The 22,967-nt window shown below is 40.1% G+C and carries 27 protein-coding genes; 7 read left to right on the forward strand and 20 right to left on the reverse strand.

All coding sequences use genetic code 11. The features are described from left to right. Positions 1 to 468 precede the first annotated feature (468 nt). On the reverse strand, positions 469 to 1,014 hold the full coding sequence (locus BK583_RS18285) for a cysteine hydrolase family protein (RefSeq protein ID WP_236702453.1): 546 nt from the start codon (positions 1,012 to 1,014) through the stop codon (positions 469 to 471). A gap of 62 nt (positions 1,015 to 1,076) precedes the next feature. Next, entirely contained in the window at positions 1,077 to 1,352 is a 276-nt protein-coding gene (locus tag BK583_RS18290; RefSeq protein ID WP_055737185.1) for a thiamine-binding protein, read from the reverse strand. A 134-nt stretch (positions 1,353 to 1,486) separates the two neighbouring features. On the opposite strand from BK583_RS18290, the gene BK583_RS18295 reads away from it, so the two are divergent. After that, positions 1,487 to 2,044, forward strand: coding sequence for a class I SAM-dependent methyltransferase (locus BK583_RS18295; RefSeq protein ID WP_055737184.1), 558 nt, complete (start codon positions 1,487 to 1,489; stop codon positions 2,042 to 2,044). A 1-nt stretch (position 2,045) separates the two neighbouring features. On the opposite strand, the gene BK583_RS18300 is transcribed toward BK583_RS18295, so the two are convergent. The 4 genes from BK583_RS18300 to BK583_RS18315 form a co-directional block, all read right to left on the reverse strand. Continuing rightward, a complete protein-coding gene (locus BK583_RS18300) occupies positions 2,046 to 3,164 on the reverse strand; it encodes a Ger(x)C family spore germination protein (RefSeq protein ID WP_055737183.1) in 1,119 nt (372 codons plus the stop codon). After that, positions 3,161 to 4,246, reverse strand: a complete 1,086-nt coding sequence (locus BK583_RS18305) for a GerAB/ArcD/ProY family transporter (protein ID WP_055737182.1) — start codon at positions 4,244 to 4,246, stop codon at positions 3,161 to 3,163. The genes BK583_RS18300 and BK583_RS18305 overlap by 4 nt, the downstream gene beginning before the upstream one ends. Before the next feature lie 15 nt (positions 4,247 to 4,261). Continuing rightward, positions 4,262 to 5,692: a spore germination protein gene (locus BK583_RS18310; RefSeq protein ID WP_055737181.1), complete on the reverse strand. Its 1,431-nt coding sequence runs from the start codon at positions 5,690 to 5,692 to the stop codon at positions 4,262 to 4,264. A gap of 166 nt (positions 5,693 to 5,858) precedes the next feature. After that, a complete protein-coding gene (locus tag BK583_RS18315) occupies positions 5,859 to 6,776 on the reverse strand; it encodes a DMT family transporter (protein ID WP_055737180.1) in 918 nt (305 codons plus the stop codon). A gap of 182 nt (positions 6,777 to 6,958) precedes the next feature. On the opposite strand from BK583_RS18315, the gene BK583_RS18320 reads away from it, so the two are divergent. Both BK583_RS18320 and BK583_RS18325 read left to right on the forward strand, forming a co-directional pair. Next, a complete protein-coding gene (locus BK583_RS18320) occupies positions 6,959 to 7,288 on the forward strand; it encodes a hypothetical protein (protein ID WP_038476601.1) in 330 nt (109 codons plus the stop codon). A gap of 2 nt (positions 7,289 to 7,290) precedes the next feature. Beyond that, entirely contained in the window at positions 7,291 to 7,908 is a 618-nt protein-coding gene (locus BK583_RS18325) for a protein kinase family protein (protein WP_124741270.1), read from the forward strand. Positions 7,909 to 7,946: 38 nt separating this feature from the next. Here the strand turns inward: BK583_RS18325 and BK583_RS18330 are convergent, their stop codons facing one another. The 4 genes from BK583_RS18330 to BK583_RS18345 form a co-directional block, all read right to left on the reverse strand. Continuing rightward, positions 7,947 to 8,351 carry a VOC family protein gene (locus tag BK583_RS18330; protein ID WP_055737179.1) on the reverse strand — a complete coding sequence of 135 codons (405 nt, stop codon included), beginning with the start codon at positions 8,349 to 8,351 and terminating at the stop codon, positions 7,947 to 7,949. Continuing rightward, the gene (locus tag BK583_RS18335; RefSeq protein ID WP_078440255.1) at positions 8,348 to 8,731 is read right to left on the reverse strand and encodes a YybH family protein; all 384 of its coding nucleotides are present in this window, start codon (positions 8,729 to 8,731) and stop codon (positions 8,348 to 8,350) included. The genes BK583_RS18330 and BK583_RS18335 overlap by 4 nt, the downstream gene beginning before the upstream one ends. Before the next feature lie 109 nt (positions 8,732 to 8,840). After that, positions 8,841 to 10,001: a dicarboxylate/amino acid:cation symporter gene (locus BK583_RS18340; RefSeq protein ID WP_055737177.1), complete on the reverse strand. Its 1,161-nt coding sequence runs from the start codon at positions 9,999 to 10,001 to the stop codon at positions 8,841 to 8,843. Between the two features lie 206 nt (positions 10,002 to 10,207). After that, a complete protein-coding gene (locus BK583_RS18345) occupies positions 10,208 to 10,636 on the reverse strand; it encodes a YhjD family protein (protein WP_055737176.1) in 429 nt (142 codons plus the stop codon). A 237-nt stretch (positions 10,637 to 10,873) separates the two neighbouring features. Here BK583_RS18345 and BK583_RS20930 point away from each other — a divergent pair, with 237 nt between their 5' ends. Beyond that, on the forward strand, positions 10,874 to 11,047 hold the full coding sequence (locus BK583_RS20930; RefSeq protein WP_160319310.1) for a hypothetical protein: 174 nt from the start codon (positions 10,874 to 10,876) through the stop codon (positions 11,045 to 11,047). A 60-nt stretch (positions 11,048 to 11,107) separates the two neighbouring features. Here BK583_RS20930 and BK583_RS18350 read toward each other — a convergent pair whose 3' ends face one another. Then, positions 11,108 to 11,635 (reverse strand): GNAT family N-acetyltransferase, encoded by a 528-nt coding sequence (locus BK583_RS18350; protein ID WP_160319309.1) that lies wholly within the window; start codon positions 11,633 to 11,635, stop codon positions 11,108 to 11,110. A gap of 397 nt (positions 11,636 to 12,032) precedes the next feature. Continuing rightward, complete coding sequence (locus tag BK583_RS18355) at positions 12,033 to 12,362, reverse strand: tRNA-binding protein (protein WP_055737175.1); 330 nt, start codon at positions 12,360 to 12,362, stop codon at positions 12,033 to 12,035. Between the two features lie 437 nt (positions 12,363 to 12,799). Here BK583_RS18355 and BK583_RS18360 point away from each other — a divergent pair, with 437 nt between their 5' ends. The 3 genes from BK583_RS18360 to BK583_RS18370 all read left to right on the forward strand — a co-directional run bounded on the left by BK583_RS18360 (position 12,800) and on the right by BK583_RS18370 (position 15,981). Next, the gene (locus BK583_RS18360) at positions 12,800 to 13,927 is read left to right on the forward strand and encodes a S8 family peptidase (protein WP_038476582.1); all 1,128 of its coding nucleotides are present in this window, start codon (positions 12,800 to 12,802) and stop codon (positions 13,925 to 13,927) included. Positions 13,928 to 14,029: 102 nt separating this feature from the next. Continuing rightward, a complete protein-coding gene (locus tag BK583_RS18365) occupies positions 14,030 to 14,671 on the forward strand; it encodes an SOS response-associated peptidase (protein WP_055737174.1) in 642 nt (213 codons plus the stop codon). 197 nt (positions 14,672 to 14,868) lie between these two features. Beyond that, entirely contained in the window at positions 14,869 to 15,981 is a 1,113-nt protein-coding gene (locus BK583_RS18370; RefSeq protein ID WP_055737173.1) for a glycerol dehydrogenase, read from the forward strand. 103 nt (positions 15,982 to 16,084) lie between these two features. Here the strand turns inward: BK583_RS18370 and rbsB are convergent, their stop codons facing one another. The 8 genes from rbsB to BK583_RS18410 form a co-directional block, all read right to left on the reverse strand. Next, positions 16,085 to 17,023 carry a ribose ABC transporter substrate-binding protein RbsB gene (gene rbsB / locus BK583_RS18375; RefSeq protein WP_038476576.1) on the reverse strand — a complete coding sequence of 313 codons (939 nt, stop codon included), beginning with the start codon at positions 17,021 to 17,023 and terminating at the stop codon, positions 16,085 to 16,087. 22 nt (positions 17,024 to 17,045) lie between these two features. Next, complete coding sequence (locus tag BK583_RS18380; RefSeq protein ID WP_371836659.1) at positions 17,046 to 18,014, reverse strand: ABC transporter permease subunit; 969 nt, start codon at positions 18,012 to 18,014, stop codon at positions 17,046 to 17,048. Then, a complete protein-coding gene (locus tag BK583_RS18385; RefSeq protein ID WP_055737172.1) occupies positions 17,977 to 19,476 on the reverse strand; it encodes a sugar ABC transporter ATP-binding protein in 1,500 nt (499 codons plus the stop codon). Before BK583_RS18385 ends, BK583_RS18380 begins: the two co-directional genes overlap by 38 nt. A gap of 13 nt (positions 19,477 to 19,489) precedes the next feature. Then, the gene (gene rbsD / locus BK583_RS18390; protein WP_038476567.1) at positions 19,490 to 19,876 is read right to left on the reverse strand and encodes a D-ribose pyranase; all 387 of its coding nucleotides are present in this window, start codon (positions 19,874 to 19,876) and stop codon (positions 19,490 to 19,492) included. Position 19,877: 1 nt separating this feature from the next. Next, the gene (rbsK, locus tag BK583_RS18395; protein WP_055737171.1) at positions 19,878 to 20,765 is read right to left on the reverse strand and encodes a ribokinase; all 888 of its coding nucleotides are present in this window, start codon (positions 20,763 to 20,765) and stop codon (positions 19,878 to 19,880) included. A gap of 10 nt (positions 20,766 to 20,775) precedes the next feature. Next, entirely contained in the window at positions 20,776 to 21,747 is a 972-nt protein-coding gene (locus BK583_RS18400; RefSeq protein WP_038476561.1) for a LacI family DNA-binding transcriptional regulator, read from the reverse strand. 138 nt (positions 21,748 to 21,885) lie between these two features. Then, positions 21,886 to 22,428, reverse strand: a complete 543-nt coding sequence (locus BK583_RS18405; protein WP_055737170.1) for a hypothetical protein — start codon at positions 22,426 to 22,428, stop codon at positions 21,886 to 21,888. A gap of 190 nt (positions 22,429 to 22,618) precedes the next feature. Continuing rightward, on the reverse strand, positions 22,619 to 22,933 hold the full coding sequence (locus BK583_RS18410) for a hypothetical protein (protein WP_055737169.1): 315 nt from the start codon (positions 22,931 to 22,933) through the stop codon (positions 22,619 to 22,621). Positions 22,934 to 22,967: the final 34 nt, after the last annotated feature.

The raw sequence follows: 22,967 nt of genomic DNA on the forward strand, positions 1-22,967 counted from the left end.
GCTTCAAAGACAACGGTCACACTACCTGGAAGGGTCTGAATGTGATCGAATAGCTGTTGAAATCCTAGTTGATTATGAGCAATTTCTTCTTCGTACAAACATCTTTGGTCTTGATAAATGACCGAGTAACTTTTCCCCATTGATACATCTAAAGCGACTACAAACTCCATCATTGTTCCTCTTTTCATTTAGCATTGAAAGGTCTTCACTTAATCATTCCGATTCTAATTTCCTCTACACGAGCTCAATGGCCCCAACATACTTAAACCTGATTCAGTAATGAAAGTGAAGAAGCTCGGTTTTTAATACGGATTCTAGATCCTTGAGGCTTAGGTCGAGCTTTCTTTCACCTCTCACTATACGCCTAAACGAAAAATAGTGGGTAAGATTCATCCGTCGATGATCTTACCCACTAATCTTAGTATGTTTTTGTGCTAAGTCATGATGATAAAAATTACTTAGACTCTTCTAGGACATTAGTTCCTCAATGGACCGTGTATCTGCTTTAAGAATCTCCTCAAAATGAGTTAACGATTGTTGATATTCCTGTTCTGTAAAGGATGCAAAACCGTCTCTAGGAATAATTAAATGATAACCGAGCATATACGCATCATTCGCAGTGAATTCAATACACATGTTTCCGACAACACCTGTTATAATAAGCGTTTTGGCTTCCATTCTTTTTAAAAGCATATCTAAAGGTGTAGCAAAGAAACCGGAAAATTGAGGCTTAAGAACAGAATATTCATGCTCACTCGGCTTTAATAATGTTGCAATCGGCGAGCCAGGAAGTTCATTTTCAACAATGTAATGATACAGTTGGGTGAATTCAGATTTCCAGTGCCCATAATTGTCATTTACATAGATAACAGGATAACCTTTTTCTTGCATGGTATTCTTTAATTTGGCAACTTGTTGTGCACATGTATAAGACGCATCATAGAGCTTCTCAGCATCCTTAAAGTCAAAAGGATTAATTAAATCAACGATTAATAAAACCGTATGCTTATCCACCTCTACACACTTCCTTTGAAAAAATACGCGCATTCCTGTTGGCATGCGCGTATAACGAACGTTTATTTTTTATCTTCAAACGAAACCCCATCTTTACGATAATGGATCTTTACGTGAGACAATAGTTCATCGGCCCCTGTTTGAATGGCTTCTTCTTGGATTGATTGAATTAGGCTCATAACCGAATCTAAATCTCCTTCAACAACCGTTTCCAGTGGCCCTACTTCATATCTAAGACCAGATTTTTCGACCAACTGTAGCGAATGATCAATCATTCCTCCAGTATGGTCTTCTTTAAGGTTCGGTAGAAGTTGAATACCTGCGAGTACTGTTGACATGTTTTCATCATCTCCCTTTTCTCGTCTATACTATTTCCATAACCGTTCTACAGACGATCAAAACATCTAGCAGGATTCATTCATCCTTTTATAGAAGAAACAGGACAAAGACGTTGGAAGGAAGAGATCCCCATATGACAAGAAACCAAAAAACAAAGATTGTTGTTGGTGCTGGTGAGTATCATAATAACCCCGGGTGGCTTCATCTACAAAAAGATGAGCTAAATCTGATAAAACGAGATGATTGGCTGACTCACTTTGAGCCATCGAGCCTTTCTATTATTTTAGCAGAACACGTCTGGGAACACCTTACCATTGAAGAAGGAATTCAAGCCGCCGCTCTTTGTTATGAATTTTTAAAACCAGGAGGGTATGTTCGTTGTGCCGTACCTGACCGCTATTTCCCTAATGAAGCATACCAGACTGCTGTACAAATAGGTGGACCCGGCCCCTTAGATCATCCTGCTAGTAGCCATAAAGTCGTCCACACCTATCATACACTTTCTTCACTTTTTGAAACAGCTGGCTTTCGCATTTCATTGTTAGAATACCATGATGAGAAGGGTCAGTTTCACCAGAACGACTGGCACAAAGAAGATGGGATGATCTATCGTTCTAAGCAATTTGACCATCGCAATGAAAGCGGGACACTCCAATTCGTTTCTTTACTACTTGACGCGAGGAAACCGTGAATTAATTGATAATACCATGGTAAACGACTTTTGTCTGAACCGAGACAGTGAGTGGGATGTTGGCATAGTCTTCCTCCCAATTCATCGCTTCCCAATCTTTATAGTGATGTGCACGGATATGCTTGCCAATCCCATAATAATCGCAGTTTGCTTCTTGAATAATTCGTAGTACTTCTTCGCACTCGAATTGTAACTGTTTTTGTATTTCTTCGTTTAATTTTATAACGTTTTTCTCAATATACAGTGTATCTTTTGGGTACTCCACTACATTTAATAGTAAATCAAGATTAATGTGAGCAGAGAATTGTTTAGGAGCCTCTTTTTTTATTTTTAGTGTTCTATTTTTTTCTTCAACATCAATCGTTACGTAATTATTGATTCGCCTTTCTTCATTGTCTGTTACACGTGTATTAAAACGTCGTGGTACCCTCCTGTCTATATCCATGAGCAATAACCGCAATGTTTGGTCAGCATTTATACTTCCGCTCATATGGTCGTTATCAAATAACGCTACTCCATCTAATGCAACATTCTCATGGTCAATAACATGCATTAGGGGTAAGACAAAGTCTGTTCCCTTATCAAACAGGGAGCTAAGCACGTCTTCCATCGATGCTTTTGGAATTGACTCCACTTCCTCTAACCCTAACAGCAAATCCCCTAAATAATTACTAATTAGTGGCGTTTCGGCCACTTTCACATGCAATGCCCTCTTTGCATCACCCTCTACTACAGCTAAGCGTGCATTCGTTGTTGAAATAGGTGATCGGAAATGGACATCAAGCAACGAATAAATATTATCCTCGGCAAGCTCTTGACTTAAAAGTGTCACCCGGTTCTTGGAGGCATACAATTCCCCAGATACCTTTCGATCTAGATTCATTCGACTATCACGAGGTGTGTTTCCAACCGCAGAGATGATAGCTGGCTTTTGCGTGCTCACTTGTGCTCCACTTTCATTTGGTGCGCCACCAATTGTGACGATGGTTGTTTCAATTAAGCCTTCATCTGTCTTATCCAGCGCCTGTGAATAAATGAGATTAATGTCTTTCACAAGTCGCTCATCCCAGCACCCGGTCAATAAACATAGCGTTATCATTAATAGTATTTGTTTTTTCATAATGGCCGCTCCTTTTTTCTCACACTTGATAAAAGTACTAATAAGACAGGGAGCAAAAAAGTTAAATATGCACTTGGCTTATTAATGTACGTGACCATTTGGCTAAATTCGTTAATAGAAGTAGGCAAAAATTCAATGGTAAAGGTCATGATGAGAAGCGTGATGGCAATAAGTCGATAACGCGTTGTTTGCAGCAAATCCATCACCCCGATTGTACCGCAGTAAACAAAGATGACGTACGTTGTAATAATACTAATAGACCAAAAGGAAAGAAAAATTAAATCTAGTCTTTCAATAATGGTTAGCGAGAACGATTTAATCATATACAAATAAGGCTCAGGTAGAAGTTTCATTTCCCCATGACTAAAAGTGAGAAATGAAGTGAGCAATACAATCGTATAGATAAGTGCTACCGTCCAATGGGCAGCCGATACTATTTTAAACTTCTCCTTTGGCGTTCCTTTCACATGGGGGAAAACAACCGCCACCACAATAAAGCCGTTTATCGAGAACATGGAAGCAAGTACACCCTTTAAAATTGCTGAGAAATCAGCTACTCCTAGCGGCAATAGATTTAAATAATCCCCATAAATAAACGCATACCCGACCATAACTGGAATGGTGAGGACAATTGGTGCTGTCAGAACGAGCATACGGCCAATGGATTTAAGTGTTGAAAATAACATCGGTACACAAGCTAACAAAAAGAGAAACATAAAAACAGGTTCAGGGGTTTTGTTTAAAATCCAGATTGCTATAAGCTGCGTAAATCCTTTTAAGACGAGTCCTGCTATTAAGATAAAGTAGACGATGAATAACAGAACAATAAACTTCCCTATCCATTTCCCACAAACTTTTTCACAAACTTTAAAAAGCGAATCATGTGGATACCGTTTGTGTATGATATACAAGCAATAAAGAACTATTTGAACAATGACACTTGCAAGTAATAAGGAAAGCCATCCGTCTGTCTTCGCAAACTGATAAATATGATTTGGTAGTGAAAAAAGACCAACACCAATTTGAGCGTGCATAAAAAACCAATAGAGTTGTGTCTTTCCTAGTATTGGGGCTTGCTCCATAGTGAAAGTCCTTTCTTATTTTTTTTGATCTCCGTTTAAGGGATGGCTTGAAGCCGTATCCGTGTGACGTTGAATAAGCCAAACTGGGAAGCGCATAATGGCATCCTTAAGCCCTTTTCTATTAAAAGGCGCAATGGGGGTTAAATAAGGAGTACCAAAAGATTCCAGTTTAATTAAATGCATTAAAATGGCAAAAAATGTTAAGACCACCCCAATTAACCCAAATGTCGCTGCCGAAATCATAAGCGGAAAACGTGATAATCTTATGACTGAACTCATCTCTGGGCTCGGAATAACAAAGGAGGATATAGCTGTAACAGCCACTACGATAATCATGATATTTGATACTAACCCTGCATTAACCACGGCTTCACCAATAACTAACCCTCCAACAATTCCAATGGTTTGACCAATTGGGGCAGGAAGCCGTAATCCTGCTTCACGAATCAATTCAATAGTAAACTCCATAATTAACGCCTCCACAAGGGGAGGATACGGAATGTTCTGTAGTGAACTTTTCACCGATATGATTAATGGTTGTGGAATAATTTCAAAGTGAAATGCCACAAGAGAAATATACAAAGAAGGAAGCAAAATCGAGATCAGTAAAGCAATCATTCTTACTAGCCTTAAAAAACTTCCTAAAACAAAATGGACATTGTAATCATCAACAGACTGCATAAAACTAAAAAACGATACAGGCAAAATTAATGCTGTCGGGTTTCCTTCAATTAATAAGACAATTCTACCCTCTGCCAGATTCCCAACCGTTGAATCAGGACGCTCTGTATACAGAATCTGCGGGAAAAACGTTTTCTTTGCTCCTTGCAATCGTTCATTTAGCGTTCCTGGCGAGCTAATCATATCTTGCTTTATATTGCTTAGCTTCTTTTTGATGTCTTTCACAATCGTTGGATCCGCTCTTCCTTCAATGTAAACCATTGCGACTTCTTTTTTTACCGATTGACCAACCACCTGGGTTTGAATAACAAGGTCTTCGATTCGTGCGGTTTTACGAATTAAGCTTAAATTGGTCGTCAAGTCTTCAATAAATCCATCATGGGAACCTCGTAAAGCACGATCATTAATGGGCTCTTCAATGGATCGGTTCTGTGTAGTTGGTGTCTTCAGCGCAAGAAATTGAAAGGATGAAGAGCCAAATACAAGAATGGCGTGACCAGTCCAACATAGAGGCAAGCACGCTTCTGCTGAATGCAGCCTTTCCATAGATACGTTCACTTGACTTTCTATAGCTGAAAGAGAAAGCGCCTCTTTTTGCATAAATGATTGATACAAAACTTGCTCTAACCACTTTTCATCTACCATTGTATCTAAATAAATAAGGATTCCTTGCTCGCCTTGAATCGTCATCGGTCGTCTTACCACATCGCTTGAATGATGAAGCTCTTGCCGAAAGAAAGATTCGATTTCAGTTAACGTTTTCATAAACAGTTCCCTTCCTTAGTACCGTTAATTTTCACAAAAAAGACCGTACTTATGCAGAAACTGCTTTTTTCGAATGAGGACATAAAAAAACACACTACCGTATTGGTAATGTGAATAGGTTTCGCTAATTTATAAATGCCTTACGCCTTCGTTTCACATAGAGTCATTAAGCATGTTTGTTTCTTATTGAACCCCGCGCACTTTTAGGCTTCCTCTTTCGTTCTACGACTAAAACAGCCGCATAAAGCACAAAGAGTATCCCAACGATTTGCCAAAACGTTAACTCTTCTCCTAAAAAGAACAGACCCGTCATAACCGCTACAAGAGGTTCTACCGTTGCTAGAATGGATGCTCTACTTGCTTCTAAATGCTTCAAGCCAATGGTATAGAAAACATAACCAGCTACTGTTGAGATCAACGCTAGTAAGAAGGCGCTCATTAACACTTCCACATTTAAAAATAAGGACCCTTTTTGAATGGTATTGCTACTCAACACCATACATACACTTGCGTAAAAAAACACGTATGTTGTTATTGTCATAACGGAATATTTTCTAGTAACAGGCTTTGTCACAATACTAAACAGCGCATAAAAAAAACCAGACAATAAGCCAAACCCTAATAGATGTAGCGAAACGTCTTGTTGACCAACTGGAAAGAAACCAACTACGAACGCACAACCGAGTACAGCTAATCCAAGAGCCATTAATTTACGCAACGTCAATGGTTCCTTAAAAAAGAGACGCGATAAAAGTGTAACAAATACTGGCCCTGTATAAAGCAATGTTACGGCAACGGATAGACTTGATTTAGAAAACACATCAAAATAGAAATAATTAAAAAACACGATACTAATGATACCAGCAGACGCAAAGAAGAAGTGATCTTTCCAATGAGCCTTTAGTTGCTCTCGATAAAAGGTCATCATTATACCGCTTAAGAGAACAAACGTACACACAACTCGTATCGTCACAACATCCCACGATGTAAATCCTGCCTTATATAAGGGAGCAATGAAAAGACCGATTAAGCCCCAACAAGCGGCTCCTAAAATGGTTGCACCATAGATGTAGCGTGAACGCATATAAGCTTCCCTCCATTCTTTGTAGGTTTATTCTAGCATGCCTTTTTACGTCAGTTGCTTTTTTCCAGCTCTTCGCACGTACCTCCCTTTTTTGTTATGTAAATATTTTTTAAAGAATGTGTGGATGATTTCGGCTATGTTTCTATTTACTGACGAGAAATGATGAGAAGTTGTGGATATCGTTGAAAACCTTAGAACAGGAAGCTATACTTGGTGAAAATATCGAAAACGAAATCCCAAAGGGGAGTAGCATAATAGTAGCTGTCGTCATTACAGGAGAAATCCTCGGCACTACTGGCAACGTTATTGTTGCTTGCGAGACCTTTGTCCATTCTGGTGGGCAAAGGTCTTTTTTGTTACCCTTTGCCGCCACCATTAAAGGAGAATACCATATGGGTAAATTGATGAAGCTTCTAAAATCACAAGCGGTACGGCAAGGAATAAAACAAGCTCAAAAGCACATTGTTCCACTTGTAAAAAAAGAACTTAAAAAACGAAAAGGGTTAAAGTAAGGATGATGCCAAGTTCCATTACCTTATATGAAACATATGCCAAAACGATTGTCTTCCAAAAAAATAAGTCGAAGTATCATGTAAAGGCCCATCATCCAGACTTAACCATTTGCGGAATTGGAAGAAGCGCTACAGCCTTTAAACTAAAGGAAGAACCTCTTGTACTAAAGGTATTTTATCCGCCATACGAAACCATCGCAGAACAGGAACAACACAATTATAGGAAGGTAAAAGAGAGCTCTTATTATCCAACACTTTATGAGAGTGGTTCAAATTATCTTGTCATTGACTATATTGATGGACGAACATTTTTTCAATGTCTAGAAGAAGGCATTCCCATTCTCCCTGATTATGTACATCAAGTCGATCAAGCTCTTTCTTATGCGAAGAGGCAAGGGCTGAATCCGTCCGATATTCATCTCCACAATTTACTTGTGACAAAAGAGAATCGTGTTCATATTATCGATATTGCCCGCTTTTCCCAAACAAAACCTTGCTATCAGTGGAATGATTTAAAGGCAGGCTATTACAAACACTATCATAGAGCGTACTTTCCAAGTAAAGTGCCTCGATGGATGATGAATCTAGTGGCATCTATTTATCGAGCTACACAACAATAAAAAGGAGCTCTCTAATGCTCCTTTTTTTATATAGGTAATTACTCGGTTTTCGGAGCCACTAGCTCTACCTTTATTCGATCTGGATCTTCAAAGTACACAGCGTAATGGTCACGCCCTCCTGAAAATGGATGTTTCGTTTCATAGAGTATAGGCACTTGCCTAGCTCTTAAACGATTAGTCATGTCATCTACATGTGCTTTTGATGCTGCATGAAAGGCTAGATGATTTAAACCGACCTGTTTTCGATGATAGGGCGTATGGCGGTATTTCTCTTCAACCTGAACAAAAACGATGTATGCCTCTCCTAGCTTCCAACTCTTCCCTTGTTCCCATTCTTGAAAAGCTTCATATCCTAATTCTTCTAACAACCAGCCCCAAAAAGTCACACTCTTAGGCAGGTCTGTAACGTATAGCTCTATATGATGAAGCAATCCAGTCTTCACTTTTTATCCCCCGCTACTTGGGGCACTGCACTCAAGTGCTCGTGAATCAGCTTCCACTCCCCCTTTTCCAAAACAAATGCATTTGTTGCTCGTCCTTTTCCTGATACAAATGTCCCATCTTGATAGCCTTGATAGGTATACGTATAGGTGCATAACGCAGCTTGTTCCGTTGTCATCATCCACTTCACTGTTGCTCCATACACTTCTTCTTTAATCTGTTCCCACGCTGACTCAAAGAACGCTTGTATGTCTTTTCGAGTAACGCAACTTCGATTCGTAAACCAAAAAACAGCTTCAGAATGTAACACTTTTTCTACTTCACTAAAACAATGTGTGTTTGTTGCCTTTATGTAACGTTCTAATGCTTGCTCATAATGCATGGGGCGCTCATCCTTTTTATGTATACATTATCACAGAACATACATTCCGTATAGACAAAAAAACCAAGAGGGCTCTTTCCCATCTTGGTCTACTACAGTACGACATATTCTATGCTGCATTCCTATCAGAATGATTCTGTTCTTTTCCATTCACAATAAGGGCAATAGCGCCATCACCTGTTACATTTGTCGCTGTCCCAAAACTATCCTGTGCAAGATACAAAGCAATCATTAGCGCAACAGCAGCTTCATTAAATCCTAACATGGAAGAAAGAATACCAACGGCCGCCATTACAGCTCCACCTGGTACACCAGGTGCGGCAATCATAATAATACCTAGCATAAGAATAACTGGAATCATTCCAACAAACCCAGGGAACTCAAGACCTGGCATCATGTACATTACAGCTGTAGCAGCTGTTAGTATCGTGATCGTGCTCCCTGATAAATGAATATTGGCGCATAGCGGTACTACAAAATCAGCAATTGAGTCTTTAATTCGATTTTTCTTCACTGCGTTAACAGTTACAGGAATAGTCGCTGCACTACTCATTGTCCCAAGCGCTGTAACGTAAGCGGGAACCATGTTTTTCATTAATCGAAAGGGATTTTCTTTATTTACAATTCCAGCAACTGTGTATTGAATAACTAACCAAATCAAATGCATACTGACAGCAAGAGCAAGTACAACTCCAAACACTCCAAGTGTTTCAAAGACTGCTCCCTCGTACGCCATCTCTGCTAAAACACCCGCAATATAAAATGGTAGTAACGGGATAATGGTTTTTCGAATAATCATTTCAACCATGCTTTGCCCTTCATCAATGACGCGTTTAAAAGAAGTAGCTTCAGTAGCTGCGATACCTACTCCTAAAACAAACGCCAGAACTAAAGCCGTTAACACTCCAGCGATCGGCTCAATTTCAAATTCAATAAATCCACTTAACCCTTCTGGCGCTACCGCTTCTGATCCTGAAAGCCCAATTAGGGGAAATACGAACATCGCTACAGACACTGCAAAGGCTCCAGCTAAAATTGTTGATAAATAAGCAATGCCAATTGTAGACCCAAGTAATTTCCCTCCCCCTTTACCGAGGTTCGCAATCCCAGCAGCAATAAAAAAGATAATAATAAGCGGGACCATAAAGAAAATAAAGCTGCCAATAATATCACTGATCGTCACCATAAGTCGAGCAGTCCATTCATTTGCAACAAGTCCAATGATAATTCCTACAGCAATCCCTATTAACAAACGCAAAATTAACTTCATTCTCTCTCTCCCTCAACCATTCTGTATTTATACAAAGGATGTTTGTCATTATAGCACGGACATAACGGTAAAGCTATTGTCTTTTTTTGTTAATCTGTTGTTCTTCTTTCTTTTTTTGAACGATGAATATCTCTTGCCATAGTTCATCCTCATTGAGTGCTTCCAGTGTGGTGCTTAAAGCTTCGTCGAAAGGACAGCGCGACTCGTTATCCACCTTTACTGATCTCTCTTTCTAGCTGAGTATAGTGACCAAGCCGTTCCTTCAAACACTGTTTTAAGCGTGAAGGTGTCCCACCAGTATAGGCCATTCTTCCTTTATGCCAATAGAGCCAATTCATGTAGCTTCTTGTCACTTCAACGGGTTCCTCACTGACTTGAACCCCCTCTGTTTTTAAATAGCGTTTTATTTCATACAAATCTTTACTAATGACATTCATTATGCGTCGAAGCCAGCTATAGTATGAAGATCGTTGAACGAGGTTCTCATTTTCCTCTAAACGGCATAGTTGTTTATGAAGGATTTCCTTCACCATTTTTGTGAATAAAAAAGTTCTTACAGTTAGCACAATTGAATCTTCTGTTTCCTTAGCAATCTCTATATCGAATAGATCTTTTTCACATGGTTGTTTTTTCATGACGATTCCTCCAGTTGTTAGTAGTATATACGAACGTACATTCTCTATACTAGAGGATAATGTTTCCATTTTCCTAGAGTGATGAAAGAACATTACATAAACAACGGATCTTTATTGGAAATCATGTAAAGTCAGAGAGGTTCTTGTATATTGCCCCTAAGATTGATACAATGACAGCACTTTATTCATGATTAGACAGAAGTATGACAACTATCTATAGTTAAAGGAGCGATTCTTATGGACAAAAAGAATATTCACTTTACTGAGATACCGAAATACGAAGTCGACTCAAAACGTAAAGATATACGAACATTATCAAAACAACAGTTGTACATCCAGTCGAAACTAATAGAAACAAAGCGAGTGATTTCTTGCGATGACAGAACGTTACGCATAATTGAATCACACTAATGTTTACATAAAAAAACCACTCCTCTTTAAAAGAATCGTGGTCATCGTTTCATATAGCTTCTATTTGCTATTTCCATAAACCTCTGTGAAAATCCAATTTTTAAATAAATAAAATTGATTCTCATCCATCTCTCCTGGGTAAGCCATAACATTTAACGGTATAGGCTTACGGCCATCCGCTAACGCCGGTTGAATGTACCCATAGGAACTGAAATGAAACCCATTCCGCTCATAAAAAGCCACCCGCCGCTGCTTTAATTCATCATCTGGCGGCTCTACTTCAATAAAGACTCGCTTCTGAACCATTTTCAGTAATTCCTGTAGCAACGTTCCTCCTAAGCCACCATTTCGATAGCGCTCTCTAACTGCAAAATGCTCTAAGAAAACAAACTCATCTGCTTCCCAGATTGCAAAAAAAGCAGCAATGGTTTGCTCCTGTTCAAAGACATATACGCGATAGTTTTCCTGATCTACTAGCGCTAACTGTGCTTCATAAGGTCTAAACTCATCCACAGGAAAGCTTTCCAAAAACAGCTGATACAATTCGTCAAATTGCTCCTTTTTAAGTACTCTTAACATGATGTCCATGTACCTCAACCAACACAAGTATTTCGCACGCGTGAGCGAACGATTCCCTTTTATAGTATAAAAAAAAGCGCCCTGTCGCAAATTCACCATGCTCAATCACCCGAAGAGTGCTGATGAGAGCCACTCTCCTCAGGCTTGAGACAAAAGGAACAAGGTCCCTCTTCTTCTATTATAAGTGATTAACCGTTTTTTTGTAATGATATTTAAGTAAATTAAAAAACACTTAATATCACTTAAATACAATATTCACAGAAATACTTTCTGTTTTGTGGATAAATCTAGTGTTTTCCACATATTCATGTGGATGTATACGTTTAAATGTGGATAACATTACTATTTGCGGTCTATGTTATCCACAAACTTTAAGTGATTTTGTGTAGGTTTCATTTAAAAGCCGTTACCCTACTCTTGTTCCATTTGCAACCGTGACTTCCGGTTGAATAAGCACTACATCTTCCTTATTCGGAACGGCTCCGAGCACAAGGATTTCTGATGTAAAACCTGCGATGTTCATTGATGGAAAATTCACCACCGCCAATACCTGCTTTCCTATTAGATCCGCTGCTTCATATCGCTTCGTTAGTTGTGCAGAGGATGCTTTTACACCTACATCCCCTAAGTCTACTTTCAATTTAATAGCGGGCTTTCTTGCTTCTGCAAAAAACTCTGCATGAACAATGGTGCCTACACGAATATCTAGTTCTTTAAATGTATCAATTGTCGCCATTATGATCCTCCTTCAACTAAATACATGTCATTTTATCACAACAACAGAGATGACAATGGTGTATCAACCGTTAAACAACGATGACAATAATGACAAAAATCCCGTATGTACACCAAAAAACCTTTCATCTTTGTAACAAGTATGGTGATATACACTTACGTTATTTCCATAAATTTCATCATTTAGAAAAGTTGTTTAAAACTTTAAGAAGTATGTATGTTTATCTACCTTTTATCGATTCATCGTGAAACGATTTATTAATCACTTTCCCAATATAAAAAGACTTATATGACGGCTTATTTAGTTCATTCTTCTTAATTATCCTTTCCTCCTTATTCAATAAATACCTTTTTATCGATTCATGTTTCCCAATAAAAAGGAGGTTCATTGCGTGCTATCGTAATGGACAACCCATTTTGAATAGGAGGCGTTACCGAATGAAGAAAAGAACACACGTATTAATTGCAGGAACAGCAGTCGCAACCATTGCTTTAATAGGAACACCATCCATTTCAGAAGCAGCAGAGGAAAAAAAATCTTATTTAATTGGCTTTGATGAACCTCAGGAAGTGGAGCAATTTACAACAAATTTAGCAGAAGAGATTCGCACACAAGCAGATGATGCGATTGATGTAACGTACGAATTTAAGGAGATTCCTGTTCTTGCAGTAGAAATGACAGAAGAAGAGATGGCTGAACTCAAAAATGAAGAGAGTATTTCCTATATTGAAGAGGATCAAGAAGTGACAACGATGGCACAAAGCATTCCATGGGGAATCGAAAGAATTGGCACGCCAGCTGCACAGGCCTCAGGATTTACAGGCAGTGGTGTAAGTGTAGCAGTCCTTGATACAGGAATTGATCCACACTCTGACTTAAATATACAAGGTGGCGTTAGTTTTGTACCAGGCGAAAGTGGGTCAGATGATGGAAATGGACACGGTACTCATGTAGCAGGTACGATTGCAGCGTTAGATAATGATCAAGGGGTATTGGGTGTTGCGCCAGACGTTGATCTTTTTGCAGTAAAAGTCTTAAGTGCTTCTGGATCAGGATCGATTAGTTCGATTGCGCAAGGGTTAGAGTGGACAGCAGAAAACAATATTGATGTAGCCAATCTAAGTTTAGGAAGCCCCTCTCCTAGTCAGACATTAGAGCAAGCGGTTAATGATGCCACAGATAGCGGTGTGCTTGTAGTAGCAGCAGCAGGGAATTCTGGGACAAGTTCATTAGGATATCCAGCTCGTTATGATCATGCAATGGCTGTTGGCGCTACCGATGAGTCGGATAGTCTCGCTAGCTTCTCACAGTATGGAGAGGGACTCGATTTAGTCGCACCTGGCGTTGGTGTAGAAAGTACGTACCCAGGTGGAGGTTATGACAGCTTAAGCGGAACATCTATGGCTGCTCCACATGTTGCAGGTGCCGCAGCACTCGTTAAGCAAAAAAATCCAAGCTGGACAAACGAACAAATACGAGGCCATTTAAACGATACAGCCAATGATCTTGGCGATTCGTTCCGCTTTGGTAGTGGCTTACTGAATGTTGAAAATGCCGTTCAATAGAAGGACGTATGCGCGTAGGGAATAGTATCTATTCCTGCGCGTTTTTTGTTTAAAAGAAGCATACATGGAAAAACTAAGAGCACCCTATTGTAGAGGTGAATTATGTATAACCATTTTGCTCTTTATCATTCCATTGAGGCGTTAGAGACGGTATTTGAACGACCCTTCCCTTCCATTAGTCAACCATGCCACGTTTCCCCTTCCCAAAAAATCTTGACAATCTCAGACAATAAAGAACAACAGGCATCCTACATGCGTTGGGGGCTCATCCCTTATTGGGCAAGGCACGAAGGAGTCGGGAACAAAATGGCTTATGCTCGGGCTGAAACAATTGAATTAAAAAGGAGTTTTAAATTCTTACTCCCAGAAAATCGTTGCATTATCCCTGCTAGTTGCTTTTATAAGTGGCGACAAACAAAAAATGGCACAAAGCAACCTTACAAAGTTGAACTTCATCACAACGAAGTCATGGCTTTTGCAGGCCTATGGGATACGTGGAAAAACCTAGAATTAAACCAAACCATTTACTCTTGCACGATTATTACGACTCGTACAAAAGGTTTACCATTCCATCGCGCGCCAGTGTTATTAAAAGAAGGAAACCGCCAAGCATGGCTTGATTCTAGTATTACTAACCAACCTCAGCTAATGCGCTTACTACTACCAGCAGAACAAAACTCCTTTACTTTACAAAACATAAATCATCAAAACAGCAAGGAGAGCGGACTTCTTTCAACGATTTAAAACAGCTTTTTTTCGCTTATTGTTTGTTCTCCTAATCCCTTTTCATCTAAGCTAATCGGGAACAAAAACGTTTCCTTACATGCTTACTCTAAAAAACGTTTGACTCATTAATGTTTTTTCGATCATTTTCCTTGTTTACTTCTCTGATTGTCGGGGAATCTTAGCATTAAAAGCTACATTAATAGGAGTGAAAGAACATGAGTGAAAAAATATTTATCAGCCCTAGTAAGTATGTTCAAGGTCGTCATACTCTAGATAAAGCAGGAGAATATATTTCTCAGCTTGGAAAGAAAGCAATGATCATTGCAGACAAAAACGTATGGGAAATTGCAGGTAATCGCGTTTTAGGGAGCCTTAAAGAACATGATTTAGCTGTTACAGAAGTGACGTTCGAGGGTGAAGCTTCTGCGAAAGAAATTGAACGTATTAGCAAGGAAGCAAGTCGTAATAACATCGATATTATTGTAGGAGTCGGGGGCGGAAAAACCCTCGATACAGCAAAAGGTGTTCGTGATTCTTTAGAAGGTGCTGCCTGTGCAGTCATTCCGACAACGGCATCCACTGACGCACCAACCAGTGCTCTTTCTGTTATTTATTCAGATGAGGGTGTTTTCGAACGTTATCGTTTCTATAACAAAAACCCAGACCTTGTGTTGCTCGACACGGCGATCATTGCAGCAGCACCGCCTCATTTCCTTGCTGCCGGCATTGCAGATGCCTTAGCTACTTGGGTAGAAGCAAGAGCGAGCTTAGAAGCAAGAGGTACGACAATGGCAGGCGGACAAGCAACGATTGCCGGTAAAGCGATTGCTGAGAAGTGTGAGCAAACCTTGTTTGAATATGGTTTACTCGCTTACGAGTCAAACAAACGCCAAGTGGTTTCGTATGCCCTTGAGCAAATTGTGGAAGCTAATACGTTGCTAAGTGGACTTGGCTTTGAAAGTGCTGGACTAGCCCTTGCCCACGCTGTTCACAATGGCTTTACCGTATTAGATGGCGACATTCATAAAAAGAGTCATGGCGAAAAAGTTGCTTTTGGCATATTAACGCAGCTCGCTTATGAAGCTCGTGATAAAGAAGAAGTGAATCGCTATATCTCTCTTCTTCAACAACTAGAATTGCCTACGACATTTAAAGACCTTCACATTGAAGACATTGATCGCGAGCAGTTAAAGAAAGTAGCTGAAACCGCACTTCAAGAAGGAGAAAGCAGCCATAATATGCCAAGTGTCCCTAGCGTTGATGATGTTGTTGATGCTATGATCGCTGCCGATCAGTATTCCATTGCCTATCGTGAACATCGTTCATAAAGCGACGCGCTACATCAGTTGTCTCATGCTAGACTTCTGATTGTAGCGCTTTTTTTGTAAAAAATACCCCTCTAACCTTTCGTTAAAGGGGTATCCATTCATTTTATTGACGTATTAACTCGAGCTCTACCGGGATAAACTCGTCAATTGCTTCCTCATTTAATACAGAGTACGCCGCTTGTACAGCTTCTTCACCAATTCGGATTGGCTGTTGAGCAATGGTACCTGCAAGTCCACCCGTTTCCACAGAGGCAACTGCATCATCGGTTGCATCAAATCCAACAACAACAATATCATCTCGGCCAGCTGCTGAAATCGCTTCTAATGCGCCTAAAGCCATTTCATCATTATGAGCAAATACACCGACAATATCCGGGTTGCTTTGAAGAATATTTTCCATTACCGTTAACCCCTCTGCACGATCAAAGTTTGCAGGTTGGCTTGTGACCACATCAAGTGATTCTTCGGCAATGTTGTGGAACCCTTCTCCTCGTTCACGAGCAGCAGAAGCACCTGGAATTCCTTCTAGTTCAGCTACTTGTGCTCCTTCTCCTACAAGCTCAAGTAAATAGTCACCAGCCATCTCCCCACCAGCTATGTTATCAGAAGCAATGTGGGTCACAACCTCTCCACCTTCAGCAGCTCGGTCAACTGTAATGACTGGAATACCAGCATTGTTGGCTGATTGAACAGCAGCTGCTACCGCAGAAGAATCCGTTGGGTTAATGAGAATTAAATCAACACCACGCTGAATGAGGTCTTCTACATCATTCACTTGTTTTGAACTATCATCTTGTGCATCTACTGTTTCAATTTGAATACCTAACTCTTCCGCCTTCTCAATAGCACCATCTTCTAATGTAACAAAGAACGGGTTGTTTAAAGTTGAAATCGACAAGCCAACAGTGAATTCGCCATTCTCCTCTCCTTCTCCAGTGCCATTGCTGTTATTCGCATCGTCTGATCCTGGTGAATCCATTGAACATGCTCCAAGAAATGCTGCTAAACCCATTGTTGCGATTGTTAGACTTACTTTTTTCATCCTAATCTCTCCCTTAGTTTAATTAAGCTGTTTTTCTGCGGTCTAGTAAGACTGCGAGTAAAATGACACTTCCTTTTACAACTTGTTGGAAAAACGAACTAACACCAAGTAAATTCAGCCCATTATTTAACACGCCAATAATGAGCGCACCAATCAGTGTACCAACAATCCAACCCCTTCCTCCTGTCAAGCTCGTACCACCTAACACAACAGCGGCAATAGCATCAAGTTCATACATCGTCCCTGCTGTAGGCTGTGCAGAATTTAAACGAGATGTTAATATCACCCCTGCAACCGCTGCCAAAAAACCGGTTAATGAGTACACATAAATTTTTATGCGATCCACTTTTATTCCTGACAAAATGGAAGCCTCTTCATTTCCACCTACTGCATAAACTCTGCGACCGAATGTTGTTTTCTTCAGAATAAGATACAGAATAACAAAACTAATGAGCATGGTAATAGCAGGCATTGGAATACCAAAAAAGTACCCACCACCAATCATTTGAAATAAGGTTGAATCTCCTAAACCAGAAACTGGACGACCATCTGTAAACATAAGTGTGGCGCCGCGATAAATAGTCATTGTAGCAAGTGTTGCAATAAAAGGCGCTACCTTTCCTTTTGCAATAATAATGCCGTTAATAGCACCGAGAATGGCACCTACTAGTAAACCTACCAGGATGGCTAAAACTGGATCGACACCTGAAGCGAGCAAGGTCGCCGTTACCGCTCCGGAAAATGCAAGGATTGCACCTACAGATAAATCAATTCCTCCAGTTAAAATTACAAAGGTCATACCAAATGCAATCAAAGCATTTATAGACACTTGGCGTAACACGTTTAAGAGATTTGCAGTAGATAAAAAGCTTGGATTTAAGATACTAATAACAAGAATAATTAAAAACAAACCAATAAACGGCCCTAATGTTGCCGCAAGCGCTTTTGCTTTTTTATTGTCGAACATGTTTTTCTCCTCCAGTGGCTTCATGCATAATGGCTTCTTCTGATAATTGGTCTCGGTGTAAAATGGTTAACATCTTTCCTTCAAACATGACACCAACACGGCTACTTAACCCAATCACTTCTGGCAATTCAGAAGACACCATAATGATTGCGACACCTTGTTTTGCTAATTCATTCATAATGGTGTAAATTTCTTTTTTAGCCCCAACATCAACACCTCGAGTTGGCTCGTCTAAAATAAGTACTTTTGGTTTAATCCCAAGCCACTTCGCGATTACCACTTTCTGCTGATTGCCTCCGCTTAGTGATTTCGCCTGCTGATGTGGTCCTGACGTACGTACACCAAGCTTCGTCACCAACGTCTCGTAAAGTTGTTGTTCCTTCGTACGTTGCATCATTCCCGATGTTGAAACCGCATTCAAATTTGTCAGGCTAATGTTATCACGTATAGAGAAATCAACGATTAACCCTTTTGACTTTCGGTCTTCAGACACAAAGCCAATCCCTTTCTCAATCGCATCAATTGGCTTTTTAAATGAAACTGGTCTACCATCTAATTCCATTGAACCGCTGTCAATTCCCCGATAGCCAAAAAGACTTTCAACGACCTCTGAACGACCAGCCCCCATTAATCCTGCTATACCAAAAATCTCTCCGGCTCGTACTTCAAATGTAACGTTCTCAAATTCACCTTCACGAGAGATTCCCTTTACTGCTAGCTTCACTTCTCCAGGCTGTAAATCATAGTCTGGAAAACGTCCACCGAGCTCTCGTCCCACCATTAAACGAACAATCTCATCGAAATCGGTTTCTTTGATGACTTTTGTGGCAACGTAATTCCCATCTCTTAAAACCGTAATACGCTGACAAAGGGCAAAAATTTCCTCCATTCGATGCGAAATATAAACAAACGTTACACCTTTTTTCTGTAAGCCTCGAACGACCTCAAACAACGTATCAATTTCTCGGTCTGTTAACGCCGCTGTTGGTTCATCCATAATAATGACATCTGCTTCCGTCATGAGCGCTTTTGCAATCTCGATAATTTGTTGTTTACCGACTGACAAATTGCCTGCTCGTTCCGTTGCCTTTACACGTAACCCTAAATCAGCCAATTGTTGCTCCGCTAGCCGATTCATCTCCTTCGTTTTAAGCCAGCCTGTTTTCCCAACCGTTTGTTCATTACCTAAAAATAAATTTTCCGCCACTGTTAATTCAGGTAAGATATTTAATTCTTGGTGAATAACCGTAATCCCATCTTCTTCAGCATCCTTAGGGTGAGTATAAGAAACGTTTTTTCCTTTTACCATGATATCTCCGCTATCCCTCGGATAAATGCCTGTTAGAATTTTCATCAGCGTTGATTTTCCAGCACCATTTTCACCCATTAAGGCATGAATCTCACCTTTTTCGAGTGTGAAAGAAACACCGTTTAACACTTGATTTCCATTAAATGCCTTGCTGATTTGATTCATTTCAACAATCAAAGGCTCGTCCCCCTTAGAATAAAACGCCTGCGCGCAAGATAACGTTAGCAAATGGCGTTACTTCACCTGTTCGTATGACAGCTTTCGCTTTTGCTGTTTCTACTTTCAAATCTTGATGTGGTAAGAAATAAGTAGGAATACCTTTGCTTTCAATGGCTGTATAGATATGATTTTGGTCTTTTACTTCCTCAGCTGCTATCATAGCCTCAACCTCCATATCTTCAAGTACTTCCTCTAGCACGTCCGTGAAAGAAGGAAATCCTTTTCGTAACGATAAATCAATGCACTCTACTCCAGAAGGAATTGGCAGACCACAATCAGCAATGACAATGTGATCCGTGTGACCAAGGGTCGCAAGAATACGAGCTATATCTCGATTTAAAATACCTGTCTTTTTCATTCTAAAGCCCTCCAGCGTTAGTTAAGAATGTCTTTACTTGTTCATTTGATGGCATACCTGTTTGAGCTCCAAAAGCTTGAACAGACAAAGCAGCTGCAGCATTTGCAAACGTGATCGCCTCTTCTAGAGATTCCTTACGAGCGAGGGCAACGGCTAATGCCCCATTAAATGTATCGCCAGCTCCTGTCGTATCCACTACGGATGCTGTGTGACCTGGTACTCGCTTTCGTTCATCCCCCTCAAACCACTGCACACCATTTGCGCCTTGTGTGACAATGAGTTTTTGTTTCAACTCCTCATGAACAGTCGTAAAGAGTTCATTGTATTCACTCTCATTCGGTGTTAAATAAGAAGCTCGTCTATAGGTTTCTATCGGAAGTGTCTGGGCAGGTGCTGGATTCAAAATAACAGGTACCCCTTCCTCACTACATATTTTAACGGTGTAATCTACCGATTGAAGCGGGATTTCTAATTGAATGACGACCACATCGCTTTGAACAATGAGCTTTCGAAATGATTCAATATAAGCGGAGTCAACGTGCTGATTCGCTCCTGGTGTAACAATGATTCGATTATCCCCTTCAGAAAGTAAGATGGTTGCTACACCTGAACTTTCATCTGTAACCGGTTCCACACTGTCTATACGAACCCCTTCTTTTTCCAGGCCATTTAACAAAAGCTGACCAAACGGATCGTCACCTACTCGACCAATCATCGCTACATCTGCACCTAAACGTGCCGCCGCGACAGCCTGATTGGCTCCTTTTCCGCCGAATGCGGTTTGAAAGGTTTCTCCTAAAATTGTTTCCCCTTGATTCGGCACTTTAGACGTAGTCGTGACCATGTCCATATTAATACTTCCAATGACGGTTACTTTTGGCTTACGCATATGGTTTTCCTCACTTTGTCGTTCCACGTATGTGCATAATTGGTGGAAACACATACTGAAATGTTTTTATTGGCCTGTTTTCGATTTGATCAATTAATAAAGAAATGGCTTTTTCACCTATCTGATAAATCGGCTGCTTCACTGTCGTTAAAGAAGGACTCAGCATTTCGCCGAAGGAAATGCCATCAAACCCAATGATTTGCAAATCGTCTGGCACAACACGCTTCATTGTATATGCCGCTTTCATCGCCCCTGCTGCAGCTACATCACTCGCTGCAAAAATACCATCAAGATCTGGATGTTGCTCTAGTAATTCTCGAACCATCTCTTCTGCTCTATAACTGTTAAAGCCTGTTTCAAGAACGGTGTGTCGCTTTCCAAACTGCTCAACAGTCTCTTTAAACCCTTGATATCGTTCATCTGCTGTCACTAAACCAGTCTGACCCCGAAGATGCGCAATATGCCTACAACCTTTTTGAATTAAATATTCCGTTGCAAGTTTTGCGCCTTGTTTGTTTTCCACAGTTACAGTTGGAACATGCTCACTTATGAAACGGTCTAACGCCACAATTGGTACATTTAACGCTTTGTAATGCTCATAGCCTCCAACACCAGTGGCAACGATGATTCCATCTACATATTTCCGTTCTAATGTATTTAAGTAATGTTTTTCTTTTTTTAGTTGGCTATCCGTATTGCATAATACGACAGTGTAACCAGCTTTTAAGGCTACATCTTCAATCCCACGTGCAATCTCAGGAAAAAAGGGATTCGCGATATCAGGGATTAATAAACCAATCATTCTTGATTTCTTATCGTAAAGGGAGCGGGCAACTGCACTTGGTCGATAGTTAAGATCCTTTATCGCTTTCTGTACTGCTGTTTCAGCTTCTTTACTCACATAACCTTTATTGTTTAGTACACGTGATACTGTAGCTACAGAAACTCTCGCATATTTTGCTACATCTTTAATTGTTGTCATGTTTTACCCCTTAATGTGTAACCGGTTACAGATAGTATATGCCTACTCAAATTGATTTGTCAATTTCTTAATTATGTAATTGTTATATCTTTTTATAAAAAAAGAGCGCTTCCTTCTTCTCAAAGAAAAACGCCCTTTTTATAGCCATTCTATTATCCTTTGTTTCACTCCAAGTGCAAGTGGCTGCATGAGTGCATGTCGAAGCCTGTCCACTTGCTCTATTCCTTTAGCACGAAAATGAGCCTCTATCATCGACACCTTCTGTGCACGATTCGGCATTAACAGATAAAAAACGTACCAGTCTTCAAGTAACATATAAGGGATGTGTCCTTTATCAAAGGCGACTGCTGACGAGTCAAACGCAAAGCGATACACTCCTTCTTCATGTTCAATTGCAAAACCACCCATTATATCAAGTGAGACACCTGCTATGTTGAAGCATTTGTAGACCTCTGTTTGGAATGGTTTTTTATAATCGGCTTGTTCTTCATCGCCTAATTGAATCAACACATCGTGAGCACGTTTTACATCTACCAAATCAATAAAAAAATCAAGATCATTTACTTCTTTCGCGATAGCGTGATGAAATAGAAGTGTCGAGCCACCAATTCCAAATGACACTTCTTTTGACTGAAATGCGTTCACCAGTTTGACAAGCACCTCGCTTTGATGCTGATTCATCTAGTGTATCACCTCTTTTTCGACAAATTTACTGCACGCCTTACTTCCCTTATCTCTTCATTAATTGTAGGAATGAACATACAAGAAGGTTGGCATCTTTCTTTTTTTAGACGTTCAAGAAAAGCCAACTCTCGTTCGACCATTTCTATCTCATCTTTATCCAACATACTTCCCACACCTTTCCCTTATGTCATCGGAGCTCGTTTTTATTATTCGCTGATCGTTTGACTTTATATTGCTGTGTAAAAGCAAGCACGAGGATCATAATGGCACTCGGTAAAAGAACGATTAAAAAACGAGCGCCGGTCATGCCAAGTCCCGTTTCATTTGCTTGTGCTTCCTCACCTAAAATAAACAATACGAATAGCAGAAAGGCTATAACCAGCTTACTTATACCGATCCAAACAATTTTTGTTGGCTGACGTCGAAAAAGAACCACGAGTATCCAACCTAGAACAGCTATTCCAATAGGAAGCAGCAAACTCATATTCATAAACAAATCCACTTTTAACACCCTCCCCTTTTTTGCTACCCAAGAT

The sequence above is a fragment of the Shouchella oshimensis genome (assembly GCF_002019765.1).
Taxonomy (GTDB): domain Bacteria; phylum Bacillota; class Bacilli; order Bacillales; family Bacillaceae_D; genus Shouchella; species Shouchella oshimensis.

Excerpts from the sequence above, each read along its gene's own strand:
- BK583_RS18290 (WP_055737185.1), bottom strand. The coding sequence starts at position 1,352 with ATGTCAACAGTACTCGCAGGTATTCAACTTCTACCGAACCTTAAAGAA.
- BK583_RS18295 (WP_055737184.1), top strand. The coding sequence starts at position 1,487 with ATGACAAGAAACCAAAAAACAAAGATTGTTGTTGGTGCTGGTGAGTAT.
- BK583_RS18300 (WP_055737183.1), bottom strand. The coding sequence starts at position 3,164 with ATGAAAAAACAAATACTATTAATGATAACGCTATGTTTATTGACCGGG.
- BK583_RS18305 (WP_055737182.1), bottom strand. The coding sequence starts at position 4,246 with ATGGAGCAAGCCCCAATACTAGGAAAGACACAACTCTATTGGTTTTTT.
- BK583_RS18310 (WP_055737181.1), bottom strand. The coding sequence starts at position 5,692 with ATGAAAACGTTAACTGAAATCGAATCTTTCTTTCGGCAAGAGCTTCAT.
- BK583_RS18315 (WP_055737180.1), bottom strand. The coding sequence starts at position 6,776 with ATGCGTTCACGCTACATCTATGGTGCAACCATTTTAGGAGCCGCTTGT.
- BK583_RS18325 (WP_124741270.1), top strand. The coding sequence starts at position 7,291 with ATGATGCCAAGTTCCATTACCTTATATGAAACATATGCCAAAACGATT.
- BK583_RS18335 (WP_078440255.1), bottom strand. The coding sequence starts at position 8,731 with ATGCATTATGAGCAAGCATTAGAACGTTACATAAAGGCAACAAACACA.
- BK583_RS18340 (WP_055737177.1), bottom strand. The coding sequence starts at position 10,001 with ATGAAGTTAATTTTGCGTTTGTTAATAGGGATTGCTGTAGGAATTATC.
- BK583_RS18345 (WP_055737176.1), bottom strand. The coding sequence starts at position 10,636 with ATGAAAAAACAACCATGTGAAAAAGATCTATTCGATATAGAGATTGCT.
- BK583_RS20930 (WP_160319310.1), top strand. The coding sequence starts at position 10,874 with ATGGACAAAAAGAATATTCACTTTACTGAGATACCGAAATACGAAGTC.
- BK583_RS18350 (WP_160319309.1), bottom strand. The coding sequence starts at position 11,635 with ATGGACATCATGTTAAGAGTACTTAAAAAGGAGCAATTTGACGAATTG.
- BK583_RS18355 (WP_055737175.1), bottom strand. The coding sequence starts at position 12,362 with ATGGCGACAATTGATACATTTAAAGAACTAGATATTCGTGTAGGCACC.
- BK583_RS18360 (WP_038476582.1), top strand. The coding sequence starts at position 12,800 with ATGAAGAAAAGAACACACGTATTAATTGCAGGAACAGCAGTCGCAACC.
- BK583_RS18365 (WP_055737174.1), top strand. The coding sequence starts at position 14,030 with ATGTATAACCATTTTGCTCTTTATCATTCCATTGAGGCGTTAGAGACG.
- BK583_RS18370 (WP_055737173.1), top strand. The coding sequence starts at position 14,869 with ATGAGTGAAAAAATATTTATCAGCCCTAGTAAGTATGTTCAAGGTCGT.
- rbsB (WP_038476576.1), bottom strand. The coding sequence starts at position 17,023 with ATGAAAAAAGTAAGTCTAACAATCGCAACAATGGGTTTAGCAGCATTT.
- BK583_RS18380 (WP_371836659.1), bottom strand. The coding sequence starts at position 18,014 with ATGAAGCCACTGGAGGAGAAAAACATGTTCGACAATAAAAAAGCAAAA.
- rbsD (WP_038476567.1), bottom strand. The coding sequence starts at position 19,876 with ATGAAAAAGACAGGTATTTTAAATCGAGATATAGCTCGTATTCTTGCG.
- rbsK (WP_055737171.1), bottom strand. The coding sequence starts at position 20,765 with ATGCGTAAGCCAAAAGTAACCGTCATTGGAAGTATTAATATGGACATG.
- BK583_RS18400 (WP_038476561.1), bottom strand. The coding sequence starts at position 21,747 with ATGACAACAATTAAAGATGTAGCAAAATATGCGAGAGTTTCTGTAGCT.
- BK583_RS18405 (WP_055737170.1), bottom strand. The coding sequence starts at position 22,428 with ATGAATCAGCATCAAAGCGAGGTGCTTGTCAAACTGGTGAACGCATTT.